The organism is Fulvitalea axinellae (genome assembly GCF_036492835.1).
Lineage (GTDB): Bacteria > Bacteroidota > Bacteroidia > Cytophagales > Cyclobacteriaceae > Fulvitalea > Fulvitalea axinellae.
On record NZ_AP025322.1, the window covers coordinates 14,352 to 32,528 of the forward strand.

Here is an 18,177-nt window from a genome sequence, read left to right on the forward strand (position 1 = left end):
TTGACAATCTAGGTTTGGCAGGTCGGAACCTGCCGGTATAGTTGGTTCCAAGCTTAGAAGCTTGAAACGGCCTCCATGAAAATGGTATTTGTTGCGGTGTTGGGCCGTGTTGTTGTATGTAAATTTTGTTGGTTTTATGGCTAGACAGAAGGGTATTATCAAGATTCAGGGTAAGATCGGCGGGATGTCGTTTTACCGTCAGAACGGGGAGTATTTGGTGCGCGAGGCCGGTGGCGTGAGCGCGGAGCGAATGCGGACGGATCCGGCGTTCGCCAGGACGCGGGAGAACCAGGCGGAGTTTGCCGAGGCGGGGCGTCAGGGTAAGCTGATCAGGACGGCGTTCCGGAATTCTTTGGCGGGGGCGCCTACGGGGTCCTCGGCGGCGAGGCTGACGCAACGGCTGATGAAGGTGTTGCAGGCGGACACTACTAACGGGCGCGGCGAGCGTACGGTGTCGGACGGGGATTTGGCTTTGATTACGGGATTTGAGTTTAACGGTAAGGCGGGGCTGGACTCGACTTTGTTTTCCGAGGTGTCGCTGGGGTTTGACGACACGGCGGAGGAGTTGACGGTTTCGGCTTCGGTCGTGCCGGTCACTGATGTGGTGGCACCTGCGGGGGCTACGCATTTCCGGGTGCGGTCGGCCGTGGCTTCGCTGGATTTTGGCGAGGGTAAGCTTAAGTCGGCGTTCGCGGTGAGTTCGGAATTCGGGATCAAGGAGGGGACGGCGCAGGCTGTTTCTCTTGTGACGGCTTATGACAAGTCGCTTTCGGCGCATACGTTGGCGCTTGTGGGAATTGAGTTTCTGCAAGAGGTTAACGGAATGATGTATCCTTTGCGCAACGGGGCGTTTAACGCGTTGCAGTTGAGGGAGTATCATTCGGCGGTTTAGCGCTACGCGCTAGTAAATCGCTTCGCTGGTAAAGCGTACAGAGTAAAGGGTATTATTCCGGAGGGTTTAAAAGTGGGAGGCAAGGCGTGCCCGTGATATTTGGAGCGGGGCCTTGTGTGACCATTCGCGTGTGAGACAGAGCATGCCACTGTCTGTACGTTGATCACTGTTGTGTGATCGTACGCATGGGGCAGGTGGGAACCTGCCGGTATGGGTAGTCACCGGGCAGGAGCCCGGCGACGGCGATCGATTTAATGCCAACGGTATCATTGGGACAGGACCATTCGCATGTGAGACAGGGCATGCCCGTGTCTGTACGTTTACCGGCCCTGTAGGCCGGGTTATTGTCTGTCGGGCCGATGGCCCTTGGACGTTGGAGCCCGGTGGCGGCGGTTTTGTATTCTTTGGAATTGGAATCTGTACTGAACGTGGTGTTGGTTTCGTTGGGGCCCGGGGCGGTTTTCGTCCCGGGTTATTTTTTGGGTTTGGCAGTGGTTTCGAGATAGGATGCTTAGCGGGTCCTGACGTGGGTCTTATTGCTGTGTTTTACAAAAAAATGGCACTAATATATATCTGTAAATCAGTTTTTTAACTGCCAAATTATCTGGTTCCGGAAAAGGATTTTATGCGGGTCGGGGATCGGGTTTTGATTGTTGTTTTTGGCAGGTTTTCGGGTAGGTATGTTTGTGTGTTACCGTTCGTGTGGGAGACAGGGCATGCCCGTGTCTCTACGGTTTTTGGTTTTTGATTTACGGTGAAAATCCGGTTTTGGGATGGTACCCTGAGCCGGATTTTTTGTTTTGTCATTGTTGGGAATTGATCAGATTTCGTGGATTTCCAAAAAGGTGTCCAGGTCCCAATCCTGTTGTTCACCGTGGCGTTTCAGGAGCCATTTTCCGTAGAATTTCAGAGCATCTTCCGAAGGGGTTCCGGCGCTCCATTCCTGCAGGAATTTCTTTTCGTAGACGTATCCGGATTCGAACTCTATATCGGACATGTACTCGAAGCGGTTGTCCTCGCTGTCGTGCGATTCGAGGACTTCTTGTTTACGACGCTCGTAGCGAGCGTGGAACTCGGCTTTTAGCTCTTCTGTCCTGCGGTTCTCGTCTTGGTGTTTCTTTCTTTCGGAATCGGACTTCTGTTTGGCTTCCCGGGCTTGGCGGTCGTCTTTCATGTCCTGCTCGTAGTACCCCTCCTTAAGGGCTTTGTAGAGGTATCCGGCTTTGCTCTCGATGTTTTCTTTGGCCTCGATGCGACGGACGTAGAAGGCTAATCTTTCGGCCCCGTAGCGCTCGGCCATTGCGGAAGCTTTTTTCTCGTTGAGCCATTCGGGCAGTTCCGAAGACTCGTCGGATACCTCATCCAGAACCTGGGCTTCGGTGTCGTTCAGCTCGAAGGCCGGTTCTCCGGGTTCGGGCGGGCTGACAAAGTGTTCGTTCGGGGATACCCTGAACACGACTTTGGAGAAGCGACGCCCCTCCTTTAGCAGTTCGTATTCGAGGGAGATGTCGGAGTGCCCGTTGATTTCGGAGCAAGCCGGGTCGAGGACGAAACGCTTGAGGTCCGCTATGCGCTGGTATTTGTCGTCGATACTGAGGATATGGCGCAGTTTGTCGATGTCGAATACGCGTTTCCAAGTTTTGGGGACGTACTGTATGCACAGCTCGTAAATTCGCAACGAGAACCTCGACTTGCGGAAGTTGTAAACGTTCTTGAGGAAGTAGGACGTGTAGTTCCGTTTGAGCGAAAGGAAAAACGGCTTCATCTCGGCGGAGAACCTTACCCGTATGAAGCCCTCGCCTTTGCGGCCCTCGGCCTTGGTGATAAACGCATAGCTTACCCACCGGTCATCTGTTTCGATATTGATAGCGCTTTTGGTGAGGCCCTCGGCGGCTTCCCTTACCCGCTGGTAACCGCCGCCAAGGCTTTCGGACTTTTTGCGTCCGAGGATAAGCCTGATCGGTATCTTGTATTCCTTGAACTCGTCGTCCTCGGGCTGTATGTGGGCACACATAAGGGTTATGATGCGCTGTTGCAACATGGAAAACCCTTCTTGGGCACTGATAACATCGTTTGACTTGGCGATGCGATAGTTTTTGAACTTTACGGGCAACATTGTAATTCCGATTCGGGTAAAGTCCGCAAGGTTTGAGAAAAAGGTAACGAAACGGCCCATTCACATGACAAAACAGCCATAAGTGATGCAGTTTTCCAATAGCCTTATGGACATTGGCGGACTAACGGGCCCAAAAGTTACTATTTACTCGTAATTAGCAGACAAGATCAACAAAAAGTTACCAATCGACGTCGTTAAGGCTAAAAGTTACCAATCACTCCACCTTTACGCAGGTATGGAGAGTATTTAGGGGGCAAAAAGTTCTTGAACGACGAACTTTGGTTGCCAGATTCGCTTTTGGCCTGTAGTCGTACGGGCTAATGCCGGAAATGAAGTTACTAATCTTTCAACCAATTACCAATCCTTCCACCTTCAAATTAAAACGGGTTACTAATCCTTCGCAAAAAGTAACTAATCACTCCACTTTAAGGGTACTAAATGACGTTGTTTCGTTACTAATCGACGACAGTTCGTTACTAATCGACGTTAGTTCGTTACTATTTACTCGCGGAAAAGTGGTCTAAAAAACTGAAATACAGCGAGTTGCAAAACCTCTAAACAATTATAAATAACTATAAATAACTACAAACTAGCGCGCATACGCGCGATAATGTCGTTGTTTTTATATATTTTTCATACCCAATCAAACGAATTTATTCAGTCAGGAGAACTCAAGGCATAACCAGCTATAATAACACCCATCGCCCCCCGTATTTTGGTTAGAGAGTCCCGTGAAGCCTTTTTAAGCGTCGCTATGGCCGCCGCGGTAACTGAAAGGTGTTTCCGGGTGTTTTGTGAAAAATACGCGGTTATATCGCGAATGTGAGTTTTTTGGGGTGTTGGGACTAATTTTGGGCGGAATGCGGTTGATAAGACCACGGGCAAAAATTTTTGCGGGACGAATAATCTGTAAAAAGAATGAAAGCTATGTCCCGAATAAGATTCACTTTGTTAGTAGCATTTTTGTTAACGGGGGTAAAGTGCTTCGGCCAAAAAAGTAAAGAGAAGTGTATTTCTGTATGGAATAGCCAGATGGCGAAGCCTGATAATCCGTTTACGATAGATTTAAGGACGGTTGACTTTTCGACATTCGCAGAAATAGATTCGGTCTGTTTTGAAAAAGTGGTTTCCGGAACGAGAATAGGTGTCAGCTACCCTTTTTCGAGATACGATTACAGGCTTTACAAGAGGTTAGACTCATCCGTATTTTTGGTGGGATTGGAAGGAGGAGCAGGCGGAGTGGAGAGGTATTGCGCATTGGTTGAAGCTGAAAAGAATTCCGTACGGATGGTAGCCAAATTAGCGGGAGATTGTTCATTCGAGTTTTTGGACCTGGCTAGGGTGGATATAAAGGGGCGAACGGTGAAAGTGAAAAAACTGAAACGCCGGATTGATTGCGACAGCGGGGAGCTTGTAGCCGAGGATTCTTTGGGTGGTTTTGAAGTTGTATTTTAGTTCAAAGGCGTGTAATCATAGGGACGAATTTCTTGTACTAGGCATTGGAATCGATTATTTGATTCTATAAAAGGATGTCTAAAATCAAATATTTATTTTACCATGAGGGGGTATTTATCCGAGGTTGATCAAGAAGCTATTAGAGGATTAATAGGGGGAAAACTTATTGAATGTATAGGCTTTAATTGGAATCCGGAAGATCTGGACTCGTTTGTGTATATCCATCTTATTTTTGATTTGGGTGACCTTGTGCTGGAGCCCGGTAGTCTTGCTGAAGATGTATCGATGATCTCGGTTGAGGATTTTAATTCTGATGTTTTAGAGAAAGGATACTCCCACAAAGACATAAATTTCAATAAAATTGAAAGACCTTTTAGTAGGTTTGATCTGGCTGATGACAAAGGGTATTGTCATTCCTCGGTGACATTATGGTTTGGAGATATTGGGATGAAAGCTGCGGGTTTGGATGATATTCTGGTACGTTTTGTTGATTTGTAAGGTTTAGGGTTCTTTGGGGCGTATATGAAACTTTCGCGATGTGACTATTCGAGAGTGAGACAAGGCATGCCATGTCTCTACGTTTTTGGATTTTGTTTAGGTTGTGGTTTTATGTTATTTATTAAATATTTCGGGTGTTAGATTAATTTTTTTGGTCAAAAAATATTGTTTGTTCAATAGGGAGTTCGTTCTTTAGGAATTCGCTAGGTATTATCTTGATCGGTTTTAATGGAAACGGTATGCGGTGTTTTTTTAGCCTTTTTGTTTTAACGATATTCTTGGTCATCGGTTCTGTGTCCCGATCATATTCGAGTAGGTATTCGGATTGTCCTGTCGTATACGATAGTTTATATAATCGGAAAGTATATACTTTCACTGACCGGATGCCGGTTTATTCCGGAGGAAACAAAGCGTTTTTAAAATTCGTGGCTAAAAATTTCAGGCATCCTAAGCAAGAAGTTTTGCATGATGTATTTGTCGTGGTTTTTGTGATCGATGAGCGGGGTAATTTAGTCGCTCCAAGGATAAAGGGAAAAATAGAAAGTGACTTGACAAAGGCTGAAAGGGGTATGCTTAGTGTTTTTGGACTATCGGACAAGTGGAGTCCGGGGATTTGTGAAGGAAAGAATGTCCCTGTCAGGGTTATAATGCCGGTAAGGGTTTGTTATTGAATATGAGTTTACGCCAGTTACACGATATTTTATTTGACAATCGATATACCCTGCCAAAGGGTATCAGCAAGGAACGTGTCAAAGAGTTATTAGGAAAGGCCGAAGGCTATTATAAATCAGGGGATATAACTATACGTAAATACGGAATAATGCAAATTACGTTTTTCCGTGATAAGCTCGAAAGGTATATCTTAAGGCCAGAATCTTGCGGGATAAATTTAGAGGATTTTGATTACGACCAGTCACCTAATCAAGGTGATCCAGATTTTGTTTTGGTATCTTACACTGACGAGATCGATTTGATATTTGATAAAGAGAAGGGGACTTTGTTTCAGATATCCGTAAATCTTCGTTAGGGTTATATCTTTAACGAAATATATGGATGCACTCTCTCCATTGTTATTGTTAAAATTGGAATATATGGAGTTGAAAAAAGTGGTAATATCTTCATTGTTGATAATGACTGCCATAATCTGGGCTTATTTTCTGCTGAGGCCCTCCGTTACTGATTGGGGAAGAGAGTGGCAAGACCTTAAGAGCGAATCCAAGAAGAGGGCTATTTTGAGTTTGTCTCCACGGTTTGCGTATCAAGATAATATTGACAGTGTTGAGAGTATTTTTCATAAGGAGGGGGCGAAATCGGCCATTGTTTTTATCGACAGTTTGATCGGATTAGAAGGGCCATATACCAGCCAATATTTTTTTTATAGGGGTTTAATATTATCGGGTGACGAGAAATACGATCTTGCGGTCGCGAGTTTTGATAGCGCAATTATCAAATCAGAGTCTGTGTATCCTATAGCTTTTGAGCAAAAGATGTATTGTCTACGGAGGGTAATTTCGTGTGATAGTTTGGAAGTCGTTTTGGATCGTAACATTCAGCTTTACGACGGGAAACTAATTGACCGAATAAAGAAGAATATTGGTTGTAAGTAAGGCTTCTAAATTATAGTCTGATAGATTTTTGACCCTTTTCATGAGACTCACTTAAAGACTAACCATATTTTTAGAGATGTTGGCAAAAGTGTTATTGTTTGTATGTTTTGCGCTTTATTTTGTTAACGCTTATCGTGTGGGTTCCCGAAGGGTTTTCAGTAAGTATAATCTGGATAAAGGAAAGTATGACGAGTATAGGTTCGGTTTTCCGATTGGCAGGATAAAGGAGGAAATTCGAAAGTCAGAGGACCCCGAGGTGTTAAGAGCCTTATTTGGCGTGTTGATGAGAACGTATGTTTCGATCTTCTTTCTGGGTCTGATGTTTTCGGTAGTTCTGGTTTTCGCTTTTTGTGGTTGTAAGTAGTTCGTTTCTTTATGTTGGATTTAGTCTGGTGTTTCAGGAATAAGAGATTGATACATCTGCTTAATGCCTAATAGAGGGGACAATTCGTATGTGAGACAAGGCATGCCATGTCTCTACGTTGTGTATGGAGGTATAGAATGTCGCCGGCAGGCCGGCGACGGTAGGCGTTAATTATTTTTTTGATACGGTTTGCGAGAGCATCCAGCGTATGTCTGATTTTGAGAAACCGGATTTTTCGAGCTGGCGGACTGCTTGGTCTATTTTGTCGTATACTCGGTTGAGTTTCTGGATTTGTTTCTGGTCGAGTCCTTCCTGAAGAGTTTTTTCCTTGACGGGCATACGGAGTTCTTGCGGATCGGTGGGGGCCGTGTCACTTTCCGGCTGGCGGGTGGCGGCGAGGATCTCTTCGGGCGCAATCTTTCCGGCGGCTACGGCTTGGATGTCGGACTTTTTGACTTTCAGGTCGCCGGCGAGGATTTCTTTTTTGGCCTGGGGAGAGGTTTGTCCGATAAGGTCTAGGCCTTTGGCGAACTGGGCGGCGTTGCGGACGGAGCGCGGGGATATCTTGTGTTCCTGCGCTACGATGTCCTCCGTTTTGGCGGTTTTTTCCGGGGTGGCAAGTTTTGCCACTTCGGTATCGGGGGCTTCGAGTACGGCTACTTCTTCCGAGGTGGCAAGATTTGCCGTTTCGGTGTTTTTACGGAATTGCTTGAGGTTGGCGGTGTTCGCCTCCTTGTTCTTTTCCGTCTCGTACTGGAGGCCGATGAGGTAGTCCTTCTGTTCTTTGGTGAGGTTACGGCGACCCAGTTGGTTGCGGATCATCCATTCTCGGACTTCGGGCATTCCGGAGAACGGGCGGATGTCGACGCGCCAAGCGTCTTCGGAAAGGCCGAGCTCTTTGATGACTCGGAGGCGGTTGTGCCCGTCGACGAGAACGAAATCGTCTGCGCGTTCCCAGAGGACGAGAGCTTCGCGGACTTTGCCTTCGGTACGGATGTTTTCGAGAAGTTGGTCGGCGTCGTCAGAGGCCAGGGGGGGGATAAGGTCTCGGAGCTCGTCGATGACGGTGATGTTGCTTTTTACGTCACCGGCCATTCTGGACGAGAATTTCCCTTTGTTTTCGGTTCGTTTCCTGAAGGTCTTTTTTGCCATGTGTGTCGTGATTGGTAAAGCGTTCTGGGGGTGAGTTTAGACTTGGGGCTGAAGGCTGAATATTTCTTCCGCCAAGGCGAGGTATTCTTTGGCCGAACGGGATCCGGGGGCGTACTCGAAGATGTGTTTTCCTTCGACAGCGGCTTCCTGCAGGGCCACGGCGCGGGATATTGTGGATTGGCAAATAGCTTCGGGACCTACGAGGTTTTCGATTTCCTCGCGGATGTGACGCTGTACGCTGGTGCGGGAATCGACCATGGTGAGGATGACGGCGCGGACGTTTAGGGCTGTTCCTATCTCGGTCTGGATCTCGTCGATCAGCGAGAATATTCTGTCGAGTCCGTTGTAGGCGAAGGCCGTGGGTTCGATAGGGATAATCACTTCGGAGGAGGCCGTAAGGGCGTTTTCGGTGAGGATACCGAGGGACGGCGGGCAGTCGATAAGGATATAATCGAAGGTATCGATACCGGGCGTTTCGGTAAGGGCCCTGCGGAGTTTTCCGAAGGCGAGACGGCTTTGGAGGAGTTCCCTTTCGGCGTCCATAAGCCGGAGGTCGGAGGGAGCGAGGTATAGGCGGTTGCCTATTTTGAGCCTTGTTACGGGTTTGCCGGAAATGAAGGCGTCGGCGATTTGTTCTTCGGGACCGTAGACGTCGAAGTGCTGGCTAAGGTTGCCTTGCGGGTCGAGGTCGACGAGAAGAACGGACTGCCCGGCGTTGGCGAGAGCCGCGCCGAGATTGGCGGTGGTTGTAGTCTTGCCTACGCCACCTTTGTGGTTTATGATGGATATGATTTTTGGCATGTGTGAAAGTTCGGGTTTTCGTTTGAGAAAATGAAATTCCGGGAGGGGAGGGTTTTGGTGTTTTGAGGTTTGTTTTTGGTTGATTTATGGGGGAATTGGATATTCGTGGCGAAAGGCTTTTCTTTATGAGATATTTTTAGGCATGTGCTCTCTTCATAAGTTTTTTGTATCCAAAAGACTGAAATTCGAGACCATAAAGGATTATTTTCAACAAACTCTAGACCTTGAAAGTAAGAGGATAACAATCAATAAGAGCAACTTTTTATAGGCACATACAATGGTGATATATTGCGTGACGGGAAATCATATAGAGGTAGGTCATGATCGATTGGATAATATCTGTCTCGAAAATTTGGATCTTCACAGAGCCGAATTAGAGGAAAGTAATTTGTCGGGCTCCAGTTTTTTTAATTCCAATTTAAGGGGAGCTTTTCTTTATAAAGCCAATTTAGAGAAGTGTAATTTGGAGTCGGCTAATTTAATTGTTGCGGATTTTAGGGAAAGCATATTACTCAACGCCTCTTTGAAGGCTAGTATAGCCATATCGACATCGTTTCTGGGCGCTGATCTAAGGTGTTCAAATTTTGAGCGCGCAAATATTTCCGGCGCTGATTTCACTAATGCGGACTTAAGGGGGGCAAATATGCTATGTGCCAATATGGAAGGAGCCAAATTTGAAAATGCGTTGTATAACGATGAAACCATTTGGCCTAAGGGTTTTGACCTTGAGGGGAGTGGGGCTGTGAGGGCTGAATAATCGGAAAGGTTACTCAGCCGAAAATAACCTGGTAGTGGGGCGGAGTATTTTTGATGTTATGATTAAATTTATGTAATTGTTTTAATATGTTCGGGGGGAGCCAGTCTCTTACGGATAGGCCCGGTACTGGAAGTATTTCGGGTCGTGTTCTATATTTTTTATCAAACGGTTTGGATATGAGCTCGAATTACAGCTTGTCTTATTTAGGGGCTTCACTGTTGTATGCCTTTTTCTGGTATGAACTAATGTATCTCGATATGAACTTGGGTTATGGGCTCGGGGATCTTTACTTTCACGCTTTGTTTTTATTAGTGTTTTTGGTCTCGACCATTCTGTACATCATCACGTTGATAAAAAAGAGTTTGTACAGGGACTTTTTTATTTATGTGAATGTTGCATTTGTGGTGGGCCTTACGCTTATAATGTTTCTTCCTAGGGGTACCGAAGCGGTTTGATATGATGGAACAATAATTATGAATCGTCAATATTGTGGTACTGAACGGAAATAATGAGTCATAACTGTAAAATCGCCTTAGTATTACTAACACTACTTTTTTCTTGTAGAAAAGCAGAGGTTAAGCAGAGGAAAAATATTTTTGATATAAATGGAAACTACCTTGGCGTCTCTGAATTTAATGTGGTCAAGGGGGATACCATCTACGATGAAGGCGTTGTGAACTATCATGAAAATGGAACTAAATCTATGCGTTTCCACGTGAAAGATGGAAAGAAACATGGAGATATCTGTTGCTATGATACTGCGGGGCAACAAGTAGTCACAGGAACCTATTTTAACGGAAAGCAAGACAGCATTTGGCATACCTATTACTACGAAAGTGGAAATAAAAGAAGCGCCTTATTCTTTGATAGTGGGCATCTAATAAATGAATACATATATTATGACAGCGCTATCTCCAAGATCAAGTATCATATATATTATACCCCTGACGAGAAGATAGCTTACAAAAGGTCATACGATGTTGATGGTAATTTCAGCGAAAAAGGAGAAAAAACCCCTTTTATAATTTGGAGAGCTGACAATGACTTTATAAAAGTTGGGGAACAGCTAGAAGTAGCGGTATCAACACCAGTAATAATAGGAACTCATGTCGCTCTTCTCTTTAGATTTTCTAACCTTGACTCGACTTGGACTCGCTTAAACATGATACCCGAGTATCATTATGCCCGTTTAAAGAAGAGAATAACTGTTAACGAAAATCACATACTAGAAGTCCAGCTGATAACTAGGGAAAATGGGAAGGACGAAATAGGTTATGATAAGAAGGTATTTCCTGTTGTTCCTTAAATTTTGATAAAATAGGACATCTTACCCTCCGCTATCATAGGCTTGCATATCGGCCGTTTCTGGCTAGACAGCTGGGAAATTAGGCTGATTTCGGTGGTCATTTGGCTATATAAATGGACAATCCGGTATGCCTAACATGCCGGATTTTCTTTTCAACAAAGACTATCCCCGGAAAGAACAGAAAAAAGGGAAAAAAAGAGAAGAAAGGAGCCTTTACAGCCGGCTGGGGGCCGGAGGCCGGGGCTGTTTACTCACTTGTGTTTAATTTGTAAATGTGTTCGTGAGCTCGCTATCGCTCGGTTGGAGCGACGGAGGAGCGGATAATAGCTCCGGTTTCCGGACGTTCCCGTGGCGTTTATTATTCTCTTTTGCCTGTTTTTATTTGCGAGAATGAGATCGCTCCGCTAAGTCCTCTTTTTCGTTTGTTTTTCGGCGGGGCGGGTTTCGCTATGCGGGTTTTTAGGGGGGGCGATCCTTGTTTTTCCGATTTGTTTCTGTTTTACCATTCGCGTGTTAGACAGGGCATGCCCGTGTCTCTACGTTGATCGTTGTTGTGTTACCATCTGGATGGGGCAGGTCGGAACCTGCCAGTATGGATGGTCACCGGGCTGGAGCCCGGCGACAGCGGTTTTGTATTCTTTGGAAACTATTTGTACTGAACGTGGTGTTGGTTGGGGGCCGGAGAGGCTTCGTTCGGATATTTTTTTGTGATCGGGAACTTTTATGTACTTTTAAACGTACTTATATTTGTACTTGAATTTAAATCATGAATTTATGATAGCTGCAAATTATACGGAGTTCCGGAAGGATTTGAAGAAATACCTTGACCGGGTGGAAGAGGATGGCGAGACGTTGATCGTGAAGCGGGGATCCGGCGAGGGTACGGTGACGATTTCGATGAGGGAATATAACGCGATGTTGGAGACGATGCATTTGATGAGGTCCAAGGCGAACGCAGAGCATTTGATGCGATCGATCGGGCAGGTGGAGTGCGGTGAGACTGTAAAGGGTAAACTGATCGATCCGGAATGAACGTAGTTTTTTCGAAGGAGGCTTGGGACGACTATGTGAAGTGGCAGTCGGATAAGCGGGTTTTAAAAAAGATCAATACGCTGATCAAGACGATTCAGCGGACCCCGACGGAGGGGGCCGGGAATCCGGAGGCGTTGAAGCACGCTTTGTCGGGGTATTGGTCTAGGCGGATTGACGGTGAGCACCGGCTGGTGTATTCGTTTTCGGATACGGAGGTGGTGATTGTTTCTTGCAGGTATCATTATCGGTGAGGTTGGCGGGGCCGGAGGGAGCCGTTAGTGGATTTTTTTGTGATTTGAAGAGACGGGTGCGCTGGTAGAACCATTTTTGGCGGAAGTCAGCAGAATGGATAGCCAATATTACAATTGGTGTGGTGGGGAGCCGGCTCATCGGATTGATATGAAAAAGAAAGCAAAGAATAAGAGCTCCTCTTTGAGACGGAATGTGGTTGGTATATGTGCGGGGCTAAGTATCCCTTTTGTAATGTACTTTGCTTGGGATCTTCGTGTCCTGAGTCTGGAACGACAGTTCCAGAAAGACTATAAGTACGCAATAGGCACCGTAATCGAGAAATACGAAGGTATAAAGGGGCGTAGACATTTTAGATACACCTATACCACTGATAAGGGAGAAAAAAAATCTCAGATAATGACATTAGACGCTTGCGGGGATGACCTTATTCAAACCGGAGGGAAGTATGTAGTAACGTATAATCTCCAATATTCCGGAAGCAGTATATTAGTATGTTCTGAACCTTTACCAGCTAGTTTTACAGGAAAGGTCGAGTCTGATTTTTTTCCATATCACACGCTTGTGAATTTTAGAGGTTGTTGTGTGCAAGAAAGCAAAGAGGCAAGGGCGAAATTCGAAACAAATTTTCTCTATGGCTTCAGTGTGATTATCAATGAGGTCTTTTTTGGTGGCGAGATAAAGATGAAGGTTCCGAATTAGGGTGGCGGAATTTTCGATACGGGGATATGGAATATTCGGCTTAAATCAGGGGATTAGATATCTATTTATCGGCTATTGTTGTGTTACCATCCACAGGGGGAGACAGGGCATGCCCGTGTCTCTACGGTTTTTTATTATGGTTTCATCAGAGGCTAATACAATGAAGAAGGTTTATATCATAACAATCTCGGTTTCGTTCGTGCTTTTTATGTTCACTGTCCTTATGGTGAGGGTCGGGGTTGGATACCGGGACGATTATGATTGCAACTCACCGTCTGTAAATCAATTGGATAGGATTATCACATTTATTGAAGCGGATGCGATAAATGAAAAATCGATAAAGAGCATTAGTATAAAAAGAAGGATGCCCGTTAGTGTTTTAAACCCGCTTGAAATAGAAATGTATAGGGCTGGCTCTGCTTTTCTATTTACAAGGAGGTTACACGTGTGGGGTGAAAAAACGGGGGCGGATGATATTCAATTGATAGAAAACAATGTGGTAGACAAACTTAAAGAGTATCATTCCTATCATATAACCGGAAAAGGCACACGGGAGAATAAGTTTGTGCTGTACAGTACATCGATATGTTTTGATGAGGAGTCGGGGTTTGGGGTGGTTCCCTCTGATTTTACGATGAACGCTTTTAAGGCAAACAAAGGACGCGGTCAGATGTATCTGGAGGTCTTGGTTGTTTTGGATGAAAAGGTAATTGATTGGTTTAGGAGATATAATATGCACAGGGTTAGAGACAGTGTCTATTGTTATTTCTCCTATACGGACCGTTCGCGATATATTGGGGCTGAGATAAAGAGGATAGGCGAATTGTAGGGAGCCACTACAGTTACTTTGATAAGTATATGCAGAAATGAAGGACCTAAAAAGAGTTATACAATCAATGGGATATGATGATACCTATAAGTTTTTAGAAATATCGGCGTATTTTCTCCAACAATATTTTCATCACTCTGAAAAAGAATCCGAAATCCTGACTATTTCTTTCCTTGAAAATTATTCTGATAAGTTTGATGAAGACTCTATTCACCATGAAACGGCATATCCAATTGCCGCTATAATTCACTATTTAGAGAGCCTTCAATTACCTCTTAGTGAGGTAGGGGATTGGCTATTAGAAAATAGCCACAATACCCCGCCAGGTGACGCTTTATATTATTTTAGAACACATTATTTTGACTGTACCACCTAAAATGTAGAGAGAGTATTTCGCGTTTAGGCAGTTTTCTTTTCAACAAAGACTATCTCCGGAAAGAGCAGAAAGTAAAGAGAGTAAAGTGGCCTTATTCGGGCAGTCGGGGCCGCTAGAATGTCAAGGTCAATGAGATTGAGTACGACAAAAGAAGTATACGATGAAAGTGAAAAAGAGTATTAAATCAATAATAATAAAGGGTGTTTCCATTTATTTAGTTTGTATGCTCTCTCTTGTAGGGTTTGGTGTATACAAAACATATTCATTACAAAAGAATAGACAATATACAATTGGTGAGGTATCGGAATCAGGGCTTGTTCATAAAGGTCTATCTATTAAAATATTGGTGAATAGAATTTATATCTGCTACGATCTCCTCTCGCATTTCATTCATATTTTCACCAGCGTTCCTTTGGATCAAAATATTCATTACAGCAGTCAAAATACATGAAACACTTTGCTGTATACCAGAGACAAGGCTCCTTAACCCGTCCTCTCCGAAGTTCGTATCCCTCATATTATTGTTTGCCTCTACGGACCAGTGTCCCCTTACGGCGTTAGGCAAGTTGTATTGATCAATAAGACCGGTATTTATATTGCTGACGTAGTATGATGTCTCGCTTGATGTTTTTCCTGTTTTAACGACTTTACGGGTACGGTCTACCCGTATGAAGCAGCTCATCCCCGTATTCGACCAGCGACGCTCCAAGCATCCCGTTTCCACCGGGTAGGTCCGGTATATTCTTGTTTCGATCCTGCCATGGCCCTTTTCGACGGTCTTTTTATAATCCAAACATTCTGATCTCCGCTCCATGTCTCGAAGGTCTTCACGGAGTATTTTCTGGTTCCCTTTTATTTGTGAAAGGTAGACGCCCCGTTTTCCATGGATTCCCTCCAGTAACCCGGAATTATTGTGAAGGGCATCCATCGTATAAGCCGTTCCCGAAAGACCGGATTGAGTTTCAAAATATTCGTCGACAATACCCCGCTCGGAGTCTTTGGTACCCGAATAGTAGCCTACAACCTTGCTGGTTTTATCTTCTTGCGCGGTAACCAGAACCACGCTTTCCCCGCGTTTGTCCCCTGAGGATTTGTCGATACTCCCCCGGAGTTCTTTACCGTCAATCGAAAACCATTGAAGAGCTTGCGGATCTATAGTTTCGTTTGCGTTAAAAGTGGTTTCAGCAACCGCCTTAAGTCCCTGTATATCTGTATCCTTCAGGATTCTTCGGAGTTGAACACGGCTCACACAACACTTACTTTTACCACCTGTGAAATCCCGCCAATAATCGTGATCCCTTTTCATTGAGCGGTGAATCTGTGAGAAATTGAGTTTTCCTCCGCTCCTGAATACGGCAAGCATAAAGCACAGTACGACAAAAGCCAGTTCGTGCTTCTTCCCCTTGGCGTTCCTGTGGTCTACAAGGCTTAGTTGTAACTGGAGGTAGTATTGATTAATTTCGTTTTTTTGGGAGCTTATCCATCAACCGCAAGTTTGTTTGTGGTAATTCAAAATTGCAATTCATGGTGGTAAGCTCCTATTTTCTCAGACGCTTTATGAACAGGCCCTGGTATCGGAATTTTATACAGGAAGGAAAAATAGAAAGTTTATATACTATAAATTTTCTGTCGATGATAAAGAGTATGAAGCCAGATGCTCCGCATCGCCCTGTGACATGGGGAAGATCTATTTAGGTCGGAAATATATTATCGTTTATGATTCATTAGATCTAATGACTTCAATGTTATTATGTAATATAAGGGTGGACAATAAAAAAGCTGAGGGAATAGTAGATTGTGATTTTATTCCGACATTCAGAATGTATTTCATGAATAACTGTTGTTCTCAAGAAACTTCGGAAACAAAAGACTTGTATTACTATTCCGCACGACTTTTCAGTTTTGTCTTTTTTGAAGATCAAGTAATATTGGGATACAAAGAGAGCGATTAGCTGATATAGCTTTAAGTCATTCGGCTCTTGTCAATTTATTCATCGCCATTTCTGGCTTCCTAGCTGGGAACACAGGCTGGGCGCATTAGCCTTTTAGCCGTAACACAAGGGCTGTATCAATAAAATATAAATGGGAAAATCCGGTGTGTATGACATGCCGGATTTTTTGCGTTTGGCGGGTTTTCTTTTCAACAAAGACTATCCCCGGAAAGAAGAGAAAAAAAGGGAAAAAAAAGAGAAGAAAGGAGCCTTTACATTCGGCCGGGGGCCGGGGGGGGCTGTTAGGAGCGACGGAGGAGTGGATAATAGTTCCGGTTTCCGGACGTTCCCGTGGCGTTTTATTATTCTCTTTTGCCTGTTTTTATTTGCGAGAATGAGATCGCTCTGCTAAGTTGTCTTTTTCGTTTGTTTTTCGGCGAGGCGGGTTTCGCTACGCGTTTTTTTAGGGGTGTTTCTATTCTTGTTTTTCCGATCTGTTTCTGTTTGACCATTCGCGTGTGAGACAGGGCATGCCCGTGTCTGTACGAGTTTGTTTTAAAACGGGGTGGTGGTCGGGGATGTGGACGGGCTTCGCTTTTGCGAAGGCCCTTGGCGGCGTCAGCCGCGCGAGCCGCCTGCGAGCGGAGGGAGGGTGGCGGCCGATGAGCCCGGAGCTTGCGGAGGGTGTGGCCGGCCTTGTTTGTCCGTTTCCGGAGGGTTGCGGAGGAACGGACAAACACGAGGCGACCTACCTGCCGGAGGCTTTTATTGAGATTGCTGATGCCCGACCGACTACGCAGGCGAGCCTAACTCTGGCGCTGGCTGGGCCGGCGGCGGGGCGGTATGGAGTGACCGGCCTGTAGCGACGGCAGGAGCGGAAGGGCAAGGGAACGTAATGCCGACAGGCCGACGGAACAGGGGGAAGCGCCGTGAGGAGGAGGGCCCGGAAAGCGGGAAGCGTGACGGCTTGGAGCGGAACGGAGGTGGCCAGGTCGGAACCTGGATGTAGGGTGTATCACCAGGCTGGAGCCCGGCGATGGCCCGGTTTTTTCCGGGGCTGAGGCGGGCGGTGCTTGATATGGCCTACGCGTATTTTTTGGGATCCGGCCACCGCAGTGGAGCGACACCCGTAGGGCGGCTTGCCTGCCGGAGTGACGTTAGGAATGGAGGCTGGTAAGGCGAGCCGGCGCGATTGCCGCTCCGGGCTTGACGACGAACACCGATGGGCCTGTTGTCTCAACTAGGGGAATTGTCGGATACGGGACGTGGGGTGTCGCTTTTTTTTTGGAGACGGTTGGTTTTGGGTTTTGGGATGTGGTTGTTTTCGGGATTGTGATCGGATTTTGGTCGTTGGAAGGCGATGTGTTTTACCATTCGTGTGTGAGACAGGGCATACCCCTGTCTCTACGTTATCATTTTTTGATGACTTATCGTGGTTAGAGCGGGTTAAGCCAATTAAAACATTTTTCTCCCTCTCCCGTAACTCAATTTGTATCCTTTTTTTTCGTTGGAAAGAGAAGGAAGAGTTGATTAAGAAAATATTTTACGCATTATTTGCGACACATGAGGAAAGTTATCGCCATATCGTTCGCCTTGCTTCTGTTGTTGAACAACATGGGGCTTGCTGTGGGCGTACATTTTTGCGGTGGCAAGGCGGTTGAGCGTCAGCTGTCTTTTTCTCATGATGACCTGACCTGCGGGATGGAGATGTTCGAGATGGACTCTTGCCCAAAGGAAAAGGGTTCCGAACACTCGCGGGTACATTCCACCCCTTGCTGCGAGAACCAAATCATGTCGGTTTCGATAGACGAAGATTTCCCTTCCGCATTGACGGATATGGGAATCAGTCCTTTGTTTCTGGAAGCTTTCGCCCGGACGTTTGTCTGGAGCCCAAACCTTCAGGATTCAGAGCCCGTAAGCTGGAGTCTCGCAGAACCGCCCCTTCCCGACAGGGATCTATACCTTCTGTATCAGAGGATAGTTCTGTACGCCTAATTGTTATTTCATCTAAGATTTTGAGCGCCGTATGGCGGTCCGCTTTCGTATGCCCTTTGCGGTATAATCGTAAGCGCTACTGTTGTATTCCTCGGGAGAGGAAATCGCTCATTCC

At 45.7% G+C, this 18,177-nt stretch carries 19 protein-coding genes; 15 read left to right on the plus strand and 4 right to left on the minus strand.

Features of this window, described 5'->3' with window-relative positions:
- Positions 1-136 precede the first annotated feature (136 nt).
- The gene (locus tag AABK39_RS26345) at positions 137-892 is read left to right on the plus strand and encodes a hypothetical protein (protein ID WP_338396145.1); all 756 of its coding nucleotides are present in this window, start codon (positions 137-139) and stop codon (positions 890-892) included.
- 820 nt (positions 893-1,712) lie between these two features.
- Here AABK39_RS26345 and AABK39_RS26350 read toward each other — a convergent pair.
- Positions 1,713-3,008: a replication initiation protein gene (locus tag AABK39_RS26350; protein ID WP_338396146.1), complete on the minus strand. Its 1,296-nt coding sequence runs from the start codon at positions 3,006-3,008 to the stop codon at positions 1,713-1,715.
- 1,032 nt (positions 3,009-4,040) lie between these two features.
- On the opposite strand from AABK39_RS26350, the gene AABK39_RS26355 reads away from it, so the two are divergent.
- The 5 genes from AABK39_RS26355 to AABK39_RS26375 all read left to right on the plus strand — a co-directional run bounded on the left by AABK39_RS26355 (position 4,041) and on the right by AABK39_RS26375 (position 6,568).
- A complete protein-coding gene (locus tag AABK39_RS26355; protein WP_338396147.1) occupies positions 4,041-4,463 on the plus strand; it encodes a hypothetical protein in 423 nt (140 codons plus the stop codon).
- 102 nt (positions 4,464-4,565) lie between these two features.
- A complete protein-coding gene (locus AABK39_RS26360; protein WP_338396148.1) occupies positions 4,566-4,961 on the plus strand; it encodes a hypothetical protein in 396 nt (131 codons plus the stop codon).
- A 383-nt stretch (positions 4,962-5,344) separates the two neighbouring features.
- Positions 5,345-5,632 (plus strand): hypothetical protein, encoded by a 288-nt coding sequence (locus AABK39_RS26365; protein ID WP_338396149.1) that lies wholly within the window; start codon positions 5,345-5,347, stop codon positions 5,630-5,632.
- Between the two features lie 2 nt (positions 5,633-5,634).
- On the plus strand, positions 5,635-5,988 hold the full coding sequence (locus AABK39_RS26370; protein WP_338396150.1) for a hypothetical protein: 354 nt from the start codon (positions 5,635-5,637) through the stop codon (positions 5,986-5,988).
- 64 nt (positions 5,989-6,052) lie between these two features.
- Complete coding sequence (locus AABK39_RS26375; RefSeq protein WP_338396151.1) at positions 6,053-6,568, plus strand: hypothetical protein; 516 nt, start codon at positions 6,053-6,055, stop codon at positions 6,566-6,568.
- Positions 6,569-7,103: 535 nt separating this feature from the next.
- Here the strand turns inward: AABK39_RS26375 and AABK39_RS26380 are convergent.
- Positions 7,104-8,084 carry a ParB N-terminal domain-containing protein gene (locus AABK39_RS26380; RefSeq protein ID WP_338396152.1) on the minus strand — a complete coding sequence of 327 codons (981 nt, stop codon included), beginning with the start codon at positions 8,082-8,084 and terminating at the stop codon, positions 7,104-7,106.
- A gap of 36 nt (positions 8,085-8,120) precedes the next feature.
- Positions 8,121-8,885, minus strand: coding sequence for a ParA family protein (locus AABK39_RS26385; protein ID WP_338396153.1), 765 nt, complete (start codon positions 8,883-8,885; stop codon positions 8,121-8,123).
- A 352-nt stretch (positions 8,886-9,237) separates the two neighbouring features.
- Between AABK39_RS26385 and AABK39_RS26390 the strand changes: the two genes are divergently transcribed.
- From AABK39_RS26390 to AABK39_RS26420, 7 genes are all read left to right on the plus strand, one after another.
- Positions 9,238-9,642, plus strand: coding sequence for a pentapeptide repeat-containing protein (locus AABK39_RS26390; RefSeq protein WP_338396154.1), 405 nt, complete (start codon positions 9,238-9,240; stop codon positions 9,640-9,642).
- A 508-nt stretch (positions 9,643-10,150) separates the two neighbouring features.
- Positions 10,151-10,948 carry a toxin-antitoxin system YwqK family antitoxin gene (locus AABK39_RS26395; protein WP_338396155.1) on the plus strand — a complete coding sequence of 266 codons (798 nt, stop codon included), beginning with the start codon at positions 10,151-10,153 and terminating at the stop codon, positions 10,946-10,948.
- A 774-nt stretch (positions 10,949-11,722) separates the two neighbouring features.
- A complete protein-coding gene (locus AABK39_RS26400) occupies positions 11,723-11,980 on the plus strand; it encodes a type II toxin-antitoxin system Phd/YefM family antitoxin (RefSeq protein ID WP_338396156.1) in 258 nt (85 codons plus the stop codon).
- Positions 11,977-12,231, plus strand: a complete 255-nt coding sequence (locus AABK39_RS26405) for a Txe/YoeB family addiction module toxin (RefSeq protein ID WP_338396157.1) — start codon at positions 11,977-11,979, stop codon at positions 12,229-12,231. Before AABK39_RS26400 ends, AABK39_RS26405 begins: the two co-directional genes overlap by 4 nt.
- 148 nt (positions 12,232-12,379) lie before the next feature.
- On the plus strand, positions 12,380-12,931 hold the full coding sequence (locus tag AABK39_RS26410; protein WP_338396158.1) for a hypothetical protein: 552 nt from the start codon (positions 12,380-12,382) through the stop codon (positions 12,929-12,931).
- A 160-nt stretch (positions 12,932-13,091) separates the two neighbouring features.
- Positions 13,092-13,760 (plus strand): hypothetical protein, encoded by a 669-nt coding sequence (locus AABK39_RS26415; protein WP_338396159.1) that lies wholly within the window; start codon positions 13,092-13,094, stop codon positions 13,758-13,760.
- Positions 13,761-13,797: 37 nt separating this feature from the next.
- A complete protein-coding gene (locus tag AABK39_RS26420) occupies positions 13,798-14,136 on the plus strand; it encodes a hypothetical protein (RefSeq protein WP_338396160.1) in 339 nt (112 codons plus the stop codon).
- A 328-nt stretch (positions 14,137-14,464) separates the two neighbouring features.
- Here AABK39_RS26420 and AABK39_RS26425 read toward each other — a convergent pair whose 3' ends face one another.
- Complete coding sequence (locus AABK39_RS26425; RefSeq protein WP_338391371.1) at positions 14,465-15,499, minus strand: ISAs1 family transposase; 1,035 nt, start codon at positions 15,497-15,499, stop codon at positions 14,465-14,467.
- 1,230 nt (positions 15,500-16,729) lie between these two features.
- On the opposite strand from AABK39_RS26425, the gene AABK39_RS26430 reads away from it, so the two are divergent.
- Both AABK39_RS26430 and AABK39_RS26435 read left to right on the plus strand, forming a co-directional pair.
- Positions 16,730-16,930, plus strand: coding sequence for a hypothetical protein (locus tag AABK39_RS26430; RefSeq protein ID WP_338396161.1), 201 nt, complete (start codon positions 16,730-16,732; stop codon positions 16,928-16,930).
- Between the two features lie 700 nt (positions 16,931-17,630).
- The gene (locus tag AABK39_RS26435) at positions 17,631-18,062 is read left to right on the plus strand and encodes an HYC_CC_PP family protein (protein WP_338396162.1); all 432 of its coding nucleotides are present in this window, start codon (positions 17,631-17,633) and stop codon (positions 18,060-18,062) included.
- Positions 18,063-18,177 lie beyond the last annotated feature (115 nt).